The 15,089-nt window shown below is 70.5% G+C and carries 16 protein-coding genes; 12 read left to right on the top strand and 4 right to left on the bottom strand.

The features are described 5' to 3' along the window. Positions 1–22 precede the first annotated feature (22 nt). The gene (locus tag ESG85_RS18790; RefSeq protein WP_128978222.1) at positions 23–1,219 is read right to left on the bottom strand and encodes an IS110 family RNA-guided transposase; all 1,197 of its coding nucleotides are present in this window, start codon (positions 1,217–1,219) and stop codon (positions 23–25) included. 222 nt (positions 1,220–1,441) lie between these two features. Between ESG85_RS18790 and ESG85_RS18785 the strand changes: the two genes are divergently transcribed. After that, entirely contained in the window at positions 1,442–1,657 is a 216-nt protein-coding gene (locus ESG85_RS18785; RefSeq protein ID WP_181019065.1) for a MerR family transcriptional regulator, read from the top strand. Positions 1,658–1,721: 64 nt separating this feature from the next. Here ESG85_RS18785 and ESG85_RS18780 read toward each other — a convergent pair whose 3' ends face one another. Continuing rightward, a complete protein-coding gene (locus tag ESG85_RS18780) occupies positions 1,722–2,558 on the bottom strand; it encodes an ATP-grasp domain-containing protein (RefSeq protein ID WP_128980738.1) in 837 nt (278 codons plus the stop codon). Between the two features lie 391 nt (positions 2,559–2,949). On the opposite strand from ESG85_RS18780, the gene ESG85_RS18775 reads away from it, so the two are divergent. The 4 genes from ESG85_RS18775 to ESG85_RS18760 all read left to right on the top strand — a co-directional run bounded on the left by ESG85_RS18775 (position 2,950) and on the right by ESG85_RS18760 (position 4,970). Next, on the top strand, positions 2,950–3,357 hold the full coding sequence (locus ESG85_RS18775) for a hypothetical protein (RefSeq protein ID WP_128980736.1): 408 nt from the start codon (positions 2,950–2,952) through the stop codon (positions 3,355–3,357). Positions 3,358–3,551: 194 nt separating this feature from the next. After that, positions 3,552–4,148 carry a phage tail tube protein gene (locus tag ESG85_RS18770; RefSeq protein WP_128980734.1) on the top strand — a complete coding sequence of 199 codons (597 nt, stop codon included), beginning with the start codon at positions 3,552–3,554 and terminating at the stop codon, positions 4,146–4,148. A gap of 115 nt (positions 4,149–4,263) precedes the next feature. Continuing rightward, a complete protein-coding gene (locus tag ESG85_RS18765) occupies positions 4,264–4,554 on the top strand; it encodes a hypothetical protein (RefSeq protein ID WP_128980732.1) in 291 nt (96 codons plus the stop codon). Positions 4,555–4,667: 113 nt separating this feature from the next. Next, complete coding sequence (locus ESG85_RS18760) at positions 4,668–4,970, top strand: hypothetical protein (protein WP_164986268.1); 303 nt, start codon at positions 4,668–4,670, stop codon at positions 4,968–4,970. Between the two features lie 47 nt (positions 4,971–5,017). Here ESG85_RS18760 and ESG85_RS18755 read toward each other — a convergent pair whose 3' ends face one another. Then, positions 5,018–5,878: a hypothetical protein gene (locus ESG85_RS18755; protein ID WP_128980727.1), complete on the bottom strand. Its 861-nt coding sequence runs from the start codon at positions 5,876–5,878 to the stop codon at positions 5,018–5,020. A 309-nt stretch (positions 5,879–6,187) separates the two neighbouring features. Here ESG85_RS18755 and ESG85_RS18750 point away from each other — a divergent pair, with 309 nt between their 5' ends. The 7 genes from ESG85_RS18750 to ESG85_RS18720 all read left to right on the top strand — a co-directional run bounded on the left by ESG85_RS18750 (position 6,188) and on the right by ESG85_RS18720 (position 13,629). Then, a complete protein-coding gene (locus tag ESG85_RS18750) occupies positions 6,188–6,400 on the top strand; it encodes a hypothetical protein (protein ID WP_128980725.1) in 213 nt (70 codons plus the stop codon). A gap of 97 nt (positions 6,401–6,497) precedes the next feature. Beyond that, positions 6,498–7,646 carry a hypothetical protein gene (locus ESG85_RS18745; RefSeq protein ID WP_128980723.1) on the top strand — a complete coding sequence of 383 codons (1,149 nt, stop codon included), beginning with the start codon at positions 6,498–6,500 and terminating at the stop codon, positions 7,644–7,646. Between the two features lie 29 nt (positions 7,647–7,675). Continuing rightward, positions 7,676–8,878, top strand: a complete 1,203-nt coding sequence (locus ESG85_RS18740) for a phage tail family protein (protein ID WP_128980721.1) — start codon at positions 7,676–7,678, stop codon at positions 8,876–8,878. Beyond that, complete coding sequence (locus ESG85_RS18735; protein ID WP_128980719.1) at positions 8,875–10,137, top strand: phage tail tape measure protein; 1,263 nt, start codon at positions 8,875–8,877, stop codon at positions 10,135–10,137. The genes ESG85_RS18740 and ESG85_RS18735 overlap by 4 nt, the downstream gene beginning before the upstream one ends. Before the next feature lie 73 nt (positions 10,138–10,210). Next, positions 10,211–11,134 carry a phage distal tail protein gene (locus ESG85_RS18730; protein ID WP_128980717.1) on the top strand — a complete coding sequence of 308 codons (924 nt, stop codon included), beginning with the start codon at positions 10,211–10,213 and terminating at the stop codon, positions 11,132–11,134. Between the two features lie 51 nt (positions 11,135–11,185). Then, positions 11,186–12,382 carry a hypothetical protein gene (locus ESG85_RS18725; protein WP_128980714.1) on the top strand — a complete coding sequence of 399 codons (1,197 nt, stop codon included), beginning with the start codon at positions 11,186–11,188 and terminating at the stop codon, positions 12,380–12,382. Positions 12,383–12,411: 29 nt separating this feature from the next. Continuing rightward, positions 12,412–13,629: a hypothetical protein gene (locus ESG85_RS18720; protein ID WP_128980712.1), complete on the top strand. Its 1,218-nt coding sequence runs from the start codon at positions 12,412–12,414 to the stop codon at positions 13,627–13,629. A gap of 50 nt (positions 13,630–13,679) precedes the next feature. On the opposite strand, the gene ESG85_RS18715 is transcribed toward ESG85_RS18720, so the two are convergent. Next, entirely contained in the window at positions 13,680–14,882 is a 1,203-nt protein-coding gene (locus tag ESG85_RS18715; protein ID WP_128980710.1) for an IS110 family RNA-guided transposase, read from the bottom strand. Positions 14,883–15,089: the final 207 nt, after the last annotated feature.

Below are 15,089 nucleotides of genomic sequence, written 5' to 3'. Positions count from 1 at the left end.
AGGAGACTTCCCAATGACGTTGTCAAGCCACTGCTGTGACTGGTGGTGTGGCTTGGTAGCACGCTCCGTCGCGGATCATGGCCCACAGGACGTTGGTCCGGCGACGGGCGAGTGCCAGCAGCGCCTGTTTGTGCCCCTTGCCTTCGGCGCGTTTGCGCTCGTAGAACCGTTTCGAGGCAGGGCAGGTCCGCAGGCTGGCGAAGGCGGAGAGGTAGAAGGCACGGAGCAGGCCGCGGTGGTAGCGGCGCGGGCGGTGGAGGTTGCCGCTGACGCGTCCGGAATCGCGGGGGACGGGTGCGAGGCCGGCGTAGCCGGCCAGGCGGTCCGCGGTGCCGAAGGCCTCCATGTCACCGCCGGTGGCGGCGAGGAACTCCGCGCTCAGCATGGTGCCCATGCCGGGCAGGCTCTCTATCACCTTGGCGCTCGGGTGCTCGCGAAACCGGGCCTCGATCAGGGCTTCTACTTCAGCGATCTCCTCATCGAGGGCCATCACCCCCTTCGCCAGGCGGGCCACCATGGTGGCCGCGAGCTTCTCGCCGGGCAGCGCGGTGAACTGGGCCTCGGCCGCCTCCACGACGGTCCGGGCCAAGGCCGCACTGCCGTAGACCTTGCGGTTCCTCAGCCAGGTGGTGATGCGCGAGGTTCCGGCGCGGCGGATGGCGGCCGGGGTCTGGTAGCCGGTCAGCAGCACGACCGGCCCCTTCCTGGTCAGATCCAGGGCACGCTCCAACGCGGGGAAAATCTCAAGGAGTTGAGCGCGGAGACGGTTGATTTGCCGGGTCCGGTCGCAGACCAGATCGGTGCGGCGGTTGACCAGGGTGCGCAGGTCGACGGATATCTCGTCGCCGGGCCGCAGGACCCCGAGGTCGGTGCGCATGCGGGCCTGGTCGGCGATGACGAAGGCGTCCTTCGCGTCGGTCTTGGCCTGGCTCCGGTAGCCGGCCGAGGCACGATGGACGGCCAGTCCGGTGATGTAGGTGATGTGCTGGTCATGGCTGACCAGCAGGCCGAGCAGGAGCGCGGCTCCGCCGTGGTTGATGTCCACTGCCCACAGCACGTCGCGCGACAGCTCCAGGACGTCGGCAGTGAGCTGGAGCAGCTCGATCTCGTCGTTCAAGACCCGTCGCGACAGAAGCCGCTTGCCCTGGGCGTCGATCACCACGCAGTGGTGATGTTCCTTGCCGATGTCCACTCCGGCCCAGATCTCGGGCACAGCCACCTCCACCAACTCGTCGCGCGTGAACCCAGCAGACGACCTCGCCGACGTTGTCCTACACAGCGATCGCGTCGCGTCTCCCAATTAGCGGTCGAGTCGTCGCGGGACTCCGGGCGGCCAAGTCTCCTGAGCCATCCAACGGCGGCCACATGCCAGCCATACCCAGAGCCCCTGGGCCATCGATCTTACGAATGACCGATCAACCCAAGAAGAAGGTAGGACCTCATGCTGAGCTCGACCGCCCTGCCGCTGTCCCTTCCGGCGCTGATCCCGGGCCCGCTCGCCGCCGAGGAGGCGGGGGTCGCCCCGGCGACGATCCGCAAGTGGGTGCAGCTGGGCCATCTGCGCGCGGCGGGCAAGGCGGGCCGCGCGCAGCTGTTCCGCCTGGAGGACGTCTTCGCGGCGGAACGCGCGACCCGGCGAAAGCCCCGTACCGCCTGACGAGCCGAACGGCGCACAAGAGCGCCCCTGTCCCCCGTGGGGACAGGGGCGCTTCGTCATGTCCTCACGCGCGCAGGAACGCGTACAGCGACGCGGTCATGTCGCTGACGAAGCGTGCCCGCACGTCGTCCCCGACCCGGTCGAGCGACAGATACGGGTTGAGGTCCTCCAGCTCGACGAGGAGCAGCTCGCCCTCGGGCGTGCGGCAGGCGTCGACGCGCTGGATGCCGTGGTCGAGGGTGTTCCAGTCGAGGAAGCGGCGGGCGAAGGCGAGGTCGGCCTCGGTGGGCTCGTACGTCGCCTGGACCCAGCGCTGCTCGGGGTCGGGGGAGGAGAGGGCGTACTGGAAGCGGTCGTCGACGAAGTAGAAGGACACCTCGTAGCGGAAGTCGATCCGCGGCTGGACGAGGATCTCGCCGTACGGGAGCTCCGCGAGGCGTTCGTACGGCACGAACTCCAGCCCTATGGAGTCGGCGCCGGCCTTGGGCTTGACCGCGTACGAGCCGGCGGCGGGGAGCCGGTCGAGGTGCTCGGGGCGGTCGACGGTGGGGATGACGGGGAACCCGGCGGCGGTGAGGTCGAGCAGGTACTGCTTGCCGGCCATGTCGCCGCGGCCGTGCAGCGGGTTGTAGACGCGGGTGCCGAGGGCGCGGGCCCGGGCCCGGAAGGCGTCGTAGGCCTCCTGGTAGTGGAGGACGGGGCCGCTGTTGCGGACGACGACGGCGTCGAAGCCGTCCATGAGGGCGGCGGCGTCGCGCGGGTGGCAGAGGGCGATGTCGAATGCCGCGCGCAGGCGGGCGGTGAGGTCGATGTCCTCGTCGCAGTAGCGGCGTCCGCGGGCCGGGTAGGCGAGGTCGGTGACGTAGAGGAGACGGGGGCGGGCGTCGGGAACGGCGGGCACGGGCGGCTCCTCCTGGGGTGCGGGAGATCCAACCTAGCGGGCGGCGGCTCGCTCCGGAAGGGCGTTTCCCCAGGTCAGATGAGGTACGGCGGATCCGTGGGCGAGGGATTCCGAAATCGGCCCCCGAACTAGTTGCGTGCGCGCACGCTCGTCTGTCACAGTTGGTGCAGCGGCGGAGCTGTGCCCGCGAGACGGGCCGCAGGCTCCGCCGTTCGCCGTCCGGGAGCGCTCCGCGCCCCCCGCCCCCTTCCCCGCGTCGAGCGCCCCGGGCGGCCCCCCGCACCACGGACGCGTCACGTACGCGTCGCCGCGCACCCCTCCGCACCCCGTACGCGGAGACCACGCACCCGCACCACCCGTCCCGCGCTCCCTTCCACCGAGGAGAACCGTCATGACCACTCCCCCGAGTGCGTTCCCGGACGTCGAGAAGCTGGTCGTCGACGTCCTCAAGGCCGACCCGGCGCTGGCCGGCGTCACGATCGCCGTCCAGGCGCCGAGCGGCTTCGACGGCACGCAGAAGGCCGTCCTGGTCAACCGCCGCGGCGGTGCCTGGATCGGCGACCTGCACGTCGACAAGCCGCTGATCGAGTTCGAGGTGTACGGGCCGACCAAGACCGAGGCCCACGTCATCGCGAACGCCGCCCGGCGCGCGCTGCTCGCCACCATCGGCAAGCAGCTCGGCGTGAACTACGTCAGCGACGTCGAGGAGCAGGACGGGCCCCGCTGGCTGCCCGACTACCTCTACCGCGGCGCCCACCGCTACCTCTGCGTCATCCAGCTCTCCCTGGACGTCGCCTAGCCACCCGCGCCCCGAGCGTGACACCGGCGCTCACGCCGAGCCCCGTCCGGCGCTCCGCTCCCCCGGCGCCCGCGCGACGCCCCCACAGACCAGGCCTCGCCGGCCCATCCGGCGGGGCCTTTGCCGTACCCGGAACCGGAATCCCCTCCGGCCGGGACGGTGCCCTCACCCTCTCATCAAGGAGAAAACCCACCATGGCAGGAAACAACTCGTCCGAGATCCGCGTCGCAGGCACCGGCAAGCTCTACGTGGCCGCCGTCGGCACCGCGGCCCCGACCTTCGGCGCCGGCGAGCCCGCCGCCGACTGGACCGGCTGGACCGACCTCGGCCACACCACCGGCGACGGCGTGACCTTCTCCAAGAAGGACAAGCTGGAGGCCATCGACTCGTGGCAGTCGGTCTCCCCGGTCCACTACATCTACTCGGCCCGCGACCTCTCGCTGAAGTTCGCCATGCTCCAGTTCAACGAGGACACGCTGCCGTTCTTCATGGGCGGCGGCACGGTCGAGGCCGAGCCGGCCGCGCAGGCGGAGACCTTCAAGTACGAGATCGCGGAGCGCCCGTACGCGGACGTGCGCGCCCTCGGCCTGGAGTTCACCGACGTCAAGGCCGGTGGCACCGCGGTCACGTACCGCTTCGTCATCCCGCGCGGTCAGGTCACCGCCTCCGACGACATCAAGCTGGCCCGCAAGGCGGCGTCCACGCTGGGCATCACCTTCTCCGCGATGTCGAACGGCAACGGCAAGCCGCTGGCGACCTTCCTCATGAAGGACAACTCGTACGCGGCCTGATCCTCCCCGCAAGGGATCACCCCCGGGGCGGGACGGCGCACCGCCGTCCCGCCCCGGCCCTTCTCCTCTTCACCCACGCGCCCCGCGAACCACGCGAACAAGGAGTACGCACACCATGGCCCGTTTCGACGTCAACGCCGCTCGCGCCCAGCGACTGGAGGCCCACGGCCGCACCTGGTCCTTCGAACTGGACGGCGAGTCCTTCACGCTCCCCACCGAGCTCTCCCGCAAGGCCGCGAAGGCGCTGCGGAAGCTCGACGACAACGACGTGGACGGTCTGCTCGCACTCCTGATGGGTGAGGAGCAGTTCGCCCGCTTCGAGGAGCACGACATCACGATGCAGGACATCGCCGCGATCCTCGAGGCCTACGGCAAGGAGACCGGGCTCGGCCTGGGGGAAGACTGAGCCTCGTCGAGTTCGTCGACGAACACGCCGAGGCCCTCGAGGCGGACCTCCTCCGCTATTACGGCACCGATCTCCTCGACTGGCACCGGGGTGAACTCTCGAGCCGACGGCTCATGGTGCTGATCAAGAACCTGCCGCAGGACGCCGCCGTGCAGCGCCGGCTCCACGGCGAGGCGGCCGCGTGGTCGCTCGGCGATCACCTGCTGGCCGCCGTGGTGGACCATCTGGCCGTCGGCAACTGGATGTTCCAGGTGGTCAACTCCGACGAGGACAGCGATCAGCCCGACCATCCGAAGCCGGTCCCGCGCCCGGGCGCCAAGGACGAGGAGGACGACGGGTCGGACGAGGACTCCGCGGCGGAGGGCGACTCGGGCGAGGCGGTCTCGCCCGCCTCCCTCGCCCGGTTCTTCGGCTGACGCCACCGCGGCCGGTCCGCCCCCACAGCCCCCGGAGCCCGTTCCCGTCAGGGAGCGGGCTCCGGGGGCGCTTCCTGTGCTCGCTCGGCGGCCAGTTCCTCCTCCAGGGCCCTGGCCCGTTCGGAGAGCCGGCGCCCACGCGCGCCCGCGCGCGCGTCCGGATCACCGGATTCGGAGGCCCGCCGGTCGGGCGAGCCGTGTACGGGCACGCCGGCGAGCGGCGGCACGATGGGGCGGCCGCCCTTGCCGCGGACGACCTTGCGCACCGGCTGGGCGTTGCGGCGGGCGCGGCTCTCCTGGGCGGTGAGCAGGACGTCCGCCTCGGGTTCGGGAACGGCGCCGGCTCCGGATCCGAGGCCGGCGCCGGGGTCGGACGCCCGTTCGGGTTCCGGCTCGGGCGCCGGCTCCGGCAGGCGTTCCGGTACGGGCGCGGACTCGGGTTCCGGCGACGCGTAGGTGTGCTCGGGGCGCTGTTCGAACATCTCGCGTTCGCGGCGGACGCGCTCCTCGGCCTGGACGACCACGGCCGGCGGTTCGAGGAGCCGGGCGAAGGGCAGCGGGATGACCCGGGCGCCGTCGGGATTCCCGTTCGCATCGGTGCGCCGCTGCGGGCGCCGGATTCCACGCGCGTCACCCTGACCCTGTGCGTAGGCGTCGGCCACGCGCTTCTCGTACTCGCGCCGGATCCGCGGGAGTTCGTCGGAGACGGCCTCGGCCCAGCCGGCCGTGAAGGCGGCGGTTTCGCGCCGGTCCACCTCGGCGCGGGGCAGCACGACGAGGTCCTCGGGGGAATACCCGTTGACGTGGACGAGCTCGGCCAGCCGTGCGAAGAGATGGGGCAGATCCGGAAGGGACTCGAGCCAGTCGGTGACTCGCTCCCGCCGGCTACCGCCCGGCTCCGTGTCCATGCGTCAGCACTGCCTTCCACACCCCCTGGGGTTCCCCCGCGCGCCCCTCGCGCCCCCGCCCGGCTCCCCGACTGCGTCAGGTCCGGAGAGCGCGCCCTCCAGAGTACCCCGGTCGAACACCAGCCCTGATCGAGGACCAACCCCTGGAAGGACCTGACGAGAAGACACGCCGTCAGGGGTTTCCGGCTCGACAGACCTCGAACAGATGTTCCACACTCTGTTCGCACAGAAGTTCGAAAACGTGGTGCCCCCGCCTCACTCCGCGGCGCCGCCACGCACGCACGGGCAAGCAACGGAAGGCAGGCGTCCATGACTCAGCAGGCCGAGGCATCGCGATCGCACATCCCGCTCCAGGACCGCCTCGCCCAGCTCCTGAACGGACCCGCCGCACTCGACAGGAGAGCGTTGCTCGGCACGCTGTACGCCGAGGTCGACCGTCGCGAGGCCGCCGCCTACGCGGCCGGCTGGAACGACGCCCTCGCGACCCTGCGCCGCGGCTCCCGCCGGAGCGAGGACGCCTAGCCGCCCGACCGCCCGACACACGCACGAGCCCCTGCCGAGTTCCTTGCGGCAGGGGCTATCGGCGCATGGCCCTCACCGGCCGGAAGCGGAGCAACTCATGGCAGAACCAACGATCAAGGACGTCCTGGACAGGCTCGCGGAGCTGAAGGGCGACCTCGAGACCGCCACCGTCCGCGTCAAGAACGTCGAGATGGAACGGATGACGGAGAAGGAACGGAAGGAGGCCGACGAAAAGAAGAAGAAGGAAGAGGAGGAACTGCGCAAGGAGGGCAAGCCCGTCCCCGAGGACCCCATGGTGACGGTCTCCAAGTTCAAGGCCTCCCTCATCGAGCAGGAGCCGAGGATCCTCACCGAGCGGCACCTGCCGACGAGCTTCATCACGAAGATCGACGACATGCACAAGGAGATCGTCAAGAACCCGGTGACGGAGTACTTCGAGGCCGGCGGTTTCGACGGCATCGCCGCCGGTGTCGAGAAGCTGTACGAGGGCGAGGGGATCGTCACCGCCCTCAAGTACTGGGGCTCGAACTTCGCCGGAGTGCTGGCGGCCGCGGTGCTCGGCGTGGTCGGCATCTACCTGGCGGGCCGGTTCTCGGGCATCCAGCGCAGCCTCCAGCAGCTCCTGAACTGGCGCCAGCGGGACCTTCCCCGCGCCCAGCGTTCCATCCTGGCCCTCGACGAGAACGGCGACGCCCGGTCCCAGAGCCGTCGGGACGTCGAGGCGCGCGAGCGCCGGGTCGCCAACGGCGGCACCAGCCTCGCCGACCTCGTGGGCAACGACACGAACGTCGCGCAGACCCAGGCCCTGCGCGAGCAGCTCGCGTTGATGAACCCCGAACTGCTGAAGTTCAACAACCGCGCCCCCTCCTTCCTCCAGTCCTTCCGCAAGCTGCCCACCGAGGCCAAGGCCACCCAGGCGGCGAACGGCGTGAAGAAGGTCGCCGAGGCGGCCACGGGCATCAACCACGGGCAGCTGCTCCAGGTCGCCGACGGCGTGAACAAGATCAACAACGCCATGCGGAACGCCGACCACCGGAAGATCGGAAAGGTCGCCAAGGCCGTCGGGAAGCTCAAGGACGCCATGCAGGGCTTCGACCCGAAGGACCTGCCCAAGTCCTCCGACCTGGGCCCCGCCGCCACCAAGATGGGCGAACTCGCCGACGCGACCGAAACCCTGCGCACGAAGTTCCGGGAGCTGAGCGGCACGATCCAGTCCCTCGACCAGGCCCTCGGCGCCACCCGCTGACCCCGTCCCACCCCGAAAGGAGGTAACCCATGTCTCTCGTCAGATCCCTCAAGGGCGCGTCCGACGGACTGCGCAACCTCAGGACCCACGCGTCCGGCGCCGGCACCTCGGTCAAGAAGGTCGGCGACGCCGGCCGGTCCGCGTCCGGCCAGCTCAAGACCCTCAAGACCAACGCCCAGGGTTCCCACACCCAGCTCAGGAACCTCAAGACCGCCTCGGACCAGGCCGAGAAGGCCATGGCCAAGGCCGGCAGGACCGCCGAGACCGCCGGCAAGAAGCTCGGGAAGTACGAGTCGGGCGCCGGCAAGGCCGCCAAGGGCCAGGACAAGCTCAACAAGTCGATGAAGGGCAACTTCCTCGCCCGTCTCATCGACCTCTTCATGCCGCTGATCGAGAAGATCGTCGACATGGCCCTGCAGTCGAAGACGATGCAGAAGGTCCTGAAGAAGGCCTTCGACGCCGTCAAGACGGTCATCAGCTCGGTCATGAAGGCCGTCGGCCCGATCATGAAGAAGGCCGGCCAGCTGATCAAGACGGTGTGGAACGGCATCAAGAAGGCCGTCTCCACCGTCGTCAAGGCCGTCGCCACCGTCATCAAGACCTACGTGAAGGTCTGGAAGACGGTCATCACCTCGGTCATGAAGGCGATCAAGACGGTCGTCGGCAGCGCCTGGAAGGGCATCAAGGCCGTCATCACCCCGGTGGTGAACTGGATCAAGTCCGCGATCCCGAACGCCTTCCGGGCCGTCAAGGACAAGATGTCGTCCATCTGGAACGGCCTCAAGGGCATCGCGTCCCGGGCGTTCAACGGCATCAAGAGCGGGGTGTCCGGCCCGATCAACTCCGTCATCGGCCTGATCAACCGGATGATCCGCGCCGTCAACGGCGTCAAGGTCAGCGTCCCCGGCTGGGTGCCGCTCGTCGGCGGCAAGACCTTCGGCGTGCACATCCCGACCATCCCGATGCTCGCCACCGGTGGTGTCGTCATGCCCCGCGCCGGCGGTGTCCCGGCGATCCTCGCCGAGGCCGGCGAGGCCGAGGCCGTCCTCCCGCTCTCCAAGCTGGACCGGCTGCTCGCCGTCACCGCCCGCCGCGCGCGCATGTCAGCGCAGATGCAGGGCGGGAAGGGCGTGGGCGCCGGGCTGCACATCGAGCACTACCACGCGGCCAAGGGCAGTGACCCGCAGTCCACGGCGGACGCCCTGATGTACCTGGCGAAGGCACGCGGATGAGTGCCGCCGCGGTTCCCCTGCGACGCGTCCGGCTCCCGGCGTTCAGGGCGCTCACCCCGCACGTGTCCTCCCTGCGGCAGGGCGCCGGCCAGGCGGGCGACTCGCTCAGGAGACTGAGGCAGAACGCCCAGCAGGCGGCCGGGAACATCGGACGTCTCGCCGGCGAACTGAGAACGGCCGCCACCTCCGTCCGCACCCTCGGCGCCACCGCATCCGGCACCGCGAACTCCGTCCGCGGGATCCAGCGGTCCAAGGCCGGCGCCGGCGTCAGGAAGCTCGGCACCGCCGCCGGCAAGGCCCGTACCGCCGCCGCGAAGTTCGGGCCCGCGATCGGCGGCGTCCTGTCGATCCTGGCGCCGCTGATCCCCGTCACCGACGTCATCACCAAGCTCATGGGGACGTACGGCACGGTCATGACCGTCGCCTCCGTCGCCATGACCGGCGTCAACGTCGCCATGCGGGCCAACCCGATCGGCTTCCTCGTCGGCATCCTCGTGCCCGTCGCCGCCTGGCTCATCGAGTACGCGATGCAGACCAAGACCGGCCAGAAGATCATGAAGCAGGTCTTCCAGGCGGCGCTGAAGGGCTTCCAGGCCGTCTGGACGTTCCTCCGGCCGGTCATCACGCTCATCGGCAAGGCCGTCGGTACCTACGTCAAGGGGTACCTGGCCCTCTTCAAGGCCGCGTTGAAGGGCATCGGCGCCGCCATCGACGGGATCAGGAGGATCGGCAGCGCCGTCGGCTCCGCGTCCCAGGCGCTGCGCGGGATCGCCTCCCGCGCCCTCGGCGGGATCAAGAACGCGGTCAAGCCGGTCCTGACCTTCGTCACCGACAAGATCCCGGGCTTCTTCCGGAACGCCAAGGACGCCGTGGGCAAGGCCCTTCGGGGCATGGGCGAACTGGTCAAGGGCGCCCTGACCGCCGTCATCGGCGTCGTCAAGGGCCCCATCAACGGCCTCATCGCCTTCGCCAACCGGATCATCGACGGCCTCGGCAAGCTGAGCGTCAACATCCTCGGCAAGAAGTTCGGCGTCGACATCGACAAGATCCCGATGCTCGCCGAGGGCGGTGTCGTCTTCCCCGGCGCCGACGCCGCGCCGCGCATCGACCCGCTCACCGTCCTGGAGAACCGCCGGGTCCCGGCCGTCGCCGAGGCGCCCCGGGAGCCGTACCGCATCCGGGAGTTCCGCGAGGACCCGGGCGCCGGTCCGCGGTCGACCGCCGAGGACCTGCTGTTCCTCGCGACGGCGCACTGCTGACGTCCGCGTCCCCGCACCACGCCCGCCGACGCCCGCTCACCCGACACCCCCTCAGAAGTGAGGTGACGGCCCCATGGCCGAGACCACAACCGCATACGCCGGAAGCGACAGCTTCACCGCCGACCTCGCGCCCGGCTCGCTGATCACCCAGGACGGGCAGATCCAGTGGGCCGGGCTTCTCATCGGCCCCGGTACGCCCTTCGCCGTCGACCGGACCGGCCTCCAGGGCTGGGAGGACCTGCCGGAGTACGACGCCTCCGACGCCGAGCGCCCCACCTCGCACGGCGCCTGGCCCGGCTCCCGCTACGCCAAGCCGCGCAAGGTCGGCGGCACCGTCGTGCTGATGCCGGAGTACGGCGCCGCCACCGAGGCCATCCGCGCCCTCCGCCAGGCGCTCGCGCTGCTCGACGAGGAGCGCTGGCTCACCGTCCGGCTGCACGGCGAGATGCTGACCGTCCGGGCCCGCATCGCCCAGCGCGTCGTCCCCGCCGACCAGGGCTTCGCCACCCAGGGCAGCTCCAGGATGTCCATCCAGTGGCTGGCCGCCGACCCGCGCCGCTACGCGGTCGACGAGCAGACCGCCACCACCACCGCCCCGCAGCCCGAGTCCGGACTCACCTGGGACCTGACCTGGCCGCTCGACTGGGGCCAGGCCACCTCCACCGGCGACGTGGTCGCCGTGAACACCGGCTCGGCCATCGCCCACCCGGTGATCTCCTTCCGCGGCCCGTGCTCCATGCCCACCGTCACCGAGCGGGTCAGCCGCCGGCGGCTGCGGTACGCGATCGACCTGGCCACCGGCGACGAGCTGGTCGTCGACACCGCCAACGGCACGGTCACCCTCAACGGCACCGCGTCCCGCCGGCACACCGCCATGGCGGACTCCAGCCCGGAGGAGCTGTTCGTGCTGGAGCCGGGCCGCGCGCAGCTGTCGTTCCGCCCCGACGACAGCCCGAACGCGGTGATGACCGTCCGCTGGCGCAGCGCCGAATGGTGACGAGCGAGCGGTGAGACCCGACAGCACCCGACCCCACCGAAGAGGTGAACCATGACCGTTCGCGCCGCATGGCTCCAGCCCACCGGCCAGACCCGTGAGGACACCCGCCTCACCCTGGCGGCCCTCCTCACCCCCAGCGGCCAGTCTCCCGAGGAGACCCCGCTGCGCTCCCGGCCCGGCATCGTGCCGGGAGGCTTCGTCCTGACCGGGACGGCCGCCATGGAGTGCACGATCGGCACCGGCCGCGCGATCATCCAGGGCAAGGACACCCGCCAGGGCGCCTACCTGGTGAGCGCGATCTCGCCCGAGAAGATCACCATCGACCCCGGTGACCCCCAGTACGACCGGATCGATCTCGTCGAACTGGCCGTCGTCGACAACGACCACGATCAGACCGGCGTCACCGAGTCCGTGATCCGCCTGGTCAAGGGCACCCCGTCGGCCACCCCGGTGGTCCCGCCGAGCGGCCCCGGCAGCACCCAGCCGCTCTACAGCATCCGGGTCCCCAAGGGCGTCTCCGCCGGCACCGGCGGCATCGCCTGGACCGGCGGCGCGGTCACCACCGAGCACTGGCCGGTGGTGGCCCTCGGCGGCATCACGCCGACCAGCGGATTCAAGGGCGCCTACATCGGCCAGTACCGCGACGCGGGCACCTTCCTCCAGCGCTGGGACGGCACGACCTGGGTCTCGTATCCCAAGGCCCTCGGCGGCATCGCCCCCGGCTCCGTGACGACCGGCTCGTACACCGGCCAGTACCGGGACAACGGCTCGACCCTCCAGCGCTGGGACGGCTCCGCCTGGCAGTACGCCGAGGGCACGGCCACGGTCCTGCTCGGCGTCACCCAGTACCTCTCCGCCGATCAGCAGTCCGTCCCGTCCAACACCTGGACCGTGATCAGGATGCCGACCGTCGAGGTCGACGACGGCCGCGGCTGGAGCGGCTCCACCACCTACACCGTCCCGCGCACCGGCTGGTGGCGCATCGCCGGCCACGTCACCTGGCAGAACGACGCCCAGACCGGCATGCGCGGCGCCCGCATCCTGACCAACGGCGCCGGGCAGAGCCGGATGACCTGGCTCACCCCCGCCGGCAACGGCGCCGTCTCCGTCGGCGGCCAGGGCCTGATCAGGCTCACCGCCGGCACGACCGTCCAGCTCGCCGGCTACCACACGCACACGTCGTCGATCAAGACGCTCGGCGGCTCCGGCTACGCCTGCACCCTGACCGCCGAATGGCTCAAGTCCTGACCTCGTAGCTTTCCGAAGGGGAGAACTCCATGAACCTGCGCAGCAGCTGGGTCCTCGAGACCGGCCAGACCCGCGAGGACACCCGCCTCACCCAGGTCGGCGCCACCAACGCGCTCAACCCCGTCCAGGTCCGCTCCGGCATCCTGCCGGGCTCCTACGACGGCAAGTACCGCCTCTCCGGCTTCTGGATGACGAGCGCCTCCGCCATGGAGGCGGTCGTCTCCGAGGGCCGGGCCGTCATCCAGGGCGACGTCTCCGAAGGCGTCTACCCGGTGACCCTGCCGGTCTCCGAGACCGTCACCTTCGCCCCCGGCGACGCCCAGTTCGACCGCATCGACCTCGTCGTGCTGCGGATCTACGACAGGCTCTACGAGGGCACCCGCAACGAGGCCGTCATCGAGGTCCTGCAGGGCCTCCCGGAGACGGACCCGAAGGCCCCGCCGGTGCCGGCCCGCAGCCTCCCGCTGTACGAGGTGCGGGTGCCGGTCGGCGCCAGCGCCGGCACCGGCGGCATCCCGTGGGGCACTGCCCTGAACGACCTGCGCTCGACCGTCGTCTCCGCCGGCGGCATCCTGCCGGTCGAGGGCCCGATCCAGCCGGGCGCCTACCCGGGGCAGTACCAGGACACGCCGGACGCGCAGCTCCAGCGCTGGGACGGCGGCAAGTGGGTGTCCTACCCGCAGGCCGTCGGCGGTGTCGTCCCGGCCTCCGTCGGTTCGGTGCCGGGCGGCTACATCGGCCAGTACCGGGCCGTCGCCGACGGTTCGCTGCAGCGCTGGACCGGCACCTCGTGGGCGTCCGCGTACCCGGGTCCGTACTTCAACGACACCCTGGACGCGGGCTACACGACGTCGACGACGTACGTGGACAAGCTGGAGACCCGGAACGTGAAGAACCCGCTGCAGGTGTCCTTCGTGGCCCCCGAGTCGCGGCAGGCGATCCTCACGTTCGGCTCGAAGATCGAGCTGGCCCTGGAAACCGGCACCGCCGGCATCGCCAGCACCGGCTCCATGTGCGTGCGGATCACCCAGGGCAGCAACGTGCACCGCGAGCTGAGCGACGAACTGGCCTGCGTCGGCTCCAAGTCGGCGGACCCGACGGACGCCGTCTCCGCCTCGACGACGCAGCGCATCCACACCCTGACGCCCGGCCTCACCTACACGGTGACCGCGTACTACAAGACCTCCAACGCCAACGTACGCGCCTGGTTCGACAACACCTTCATCCAGGTCACCCCGCAGTACTGAGCCGCCAGGCCGCCCCCGACCGACCTTCCTCAGGAGTCTCAATGATGAAGTCAAGCCGCTTGCGCGACCGGCAGCTCGGGGGTGAAGACCCGGTTGTCGCGCAGGAGGGCCCACAGGACGCTGGCTCGTCGGCGGGCCAGGGCGATCACGGCCTGAACGTGCTTGCAGCCCTCGCCGCGCTTCTTGAGGTAGAAGTCTCGGTTCGGTCCCTCGCGGATGATGCTGGTCTGCGCGGACATGTAGAAGACCCTGCGCAGGCGGCGGCTGTAGCGCTTGGGCCGGTGGAGGTTGCCGGTTCGGCGGCCCGAGTCGCGTGGGACTGGCACCAGCCCGGCCGCGGAGGCGAGATGGCCGGCATCCGCGTAGGCCGCAAGGTCACCTGCAGCGACGATGAACTCGGCGCCGAGTATGGGGCCCATGCCGGGCAGGGACTCGATGATCTCGGCTTGCGGGTGGCTGCGGAACGTGTCGCGGATCTGCTTGTCGATCCGCTTGAGCCGGTCGTCCAGGTCCAGGATCTGCGTGGCCAGGTCGGCCACGATCTGGGCGGCGACGTCCTCACCCGGCAGGGCGGTCTGCTGGGCCTGGGCGGCTTCGAGTGCGGTTGCCGCGACGGCGTCGGCGCCGCGCACACTGCGGTTGGCGAGCCAGGCCGTGAGCCGCGCCCGGCCACGTCGGCGGATGGCGGCTGGGGTCTGGTAGCCGGTCAGCAGTACCAGCGCACCTTTGTGGGCGGAGTAGTCGAAGGCCCGTTCCAGGGCGGGGAAGACACCGGTCAGCACGTCGCGGAGTCGGTTGATCATTCGCACCCTGTCGGCCACCAGGTCGGTTCGGTGGGCGGTCAGCAGGGCAAGGTCCGCGGCGAGTTGGGCGGGCACTTCGATGGTGGCGAAGTCCCGGCGGTGGCGGGCGGTTTCCGCGATGACGTAGGCGTCGCGGGCGTCGGTTTCGGCCTCGCCCCGGTAGGCGCCGGACATGCGGTTGACCGTGCGGCCGGGCACGTAGACGGCCTGCTGGCCATGGGCCGCGAGCAGGGCAAGCAACAGCGCGGAGGACGTACCGGAGATGTCCACCGCCCACTGGACTTCGTCGGCCAGCTCCAGGATTTCGCCGAGTGCGGTCAGGATCTCCGACTCGTCGTTGCCGATCTTCTTCGACCACAGAGTCGCGCCGGTTTCGTCGACCACCGCCGCCCAGTGATGGCCCTTACCGGCGTCGATGCCGACCCAGACCCGGGCCCGTCGCTCGTTCACTCGCCCCTCCTCGTTCCGCACGGCGTGCCGTCGGCCCAAGGAACACCCCGCTGTCATCTCCGTAATCAGCGACCGCACAAGGCGCGCACATCTCAATCAGCAGTCAGGGCGCCCCGGAGAACCGGGCGGCCACTCCTGAGAAGCCACTGAAGGCAAGAACCCATAAGCCACACCCGGCCCTCCCGGGCCACCAAACAACTTACGGAG

Source organism: Streptomyces roseicoloratus (assembly GCF_004117935.1).
GTDB classification, from domain to species: Bacteria; Actinomycetota; Actinomycetes; order Streptomycetales; family Streptomycetaceae; genus Streptomyces; species Streptomyces roseicoloratus.
The sequence above is the reverse complement of the archived record's forward strand: the minus strand, read 5'-3'. Positions and strand labels throughout refer to the sequence as shown.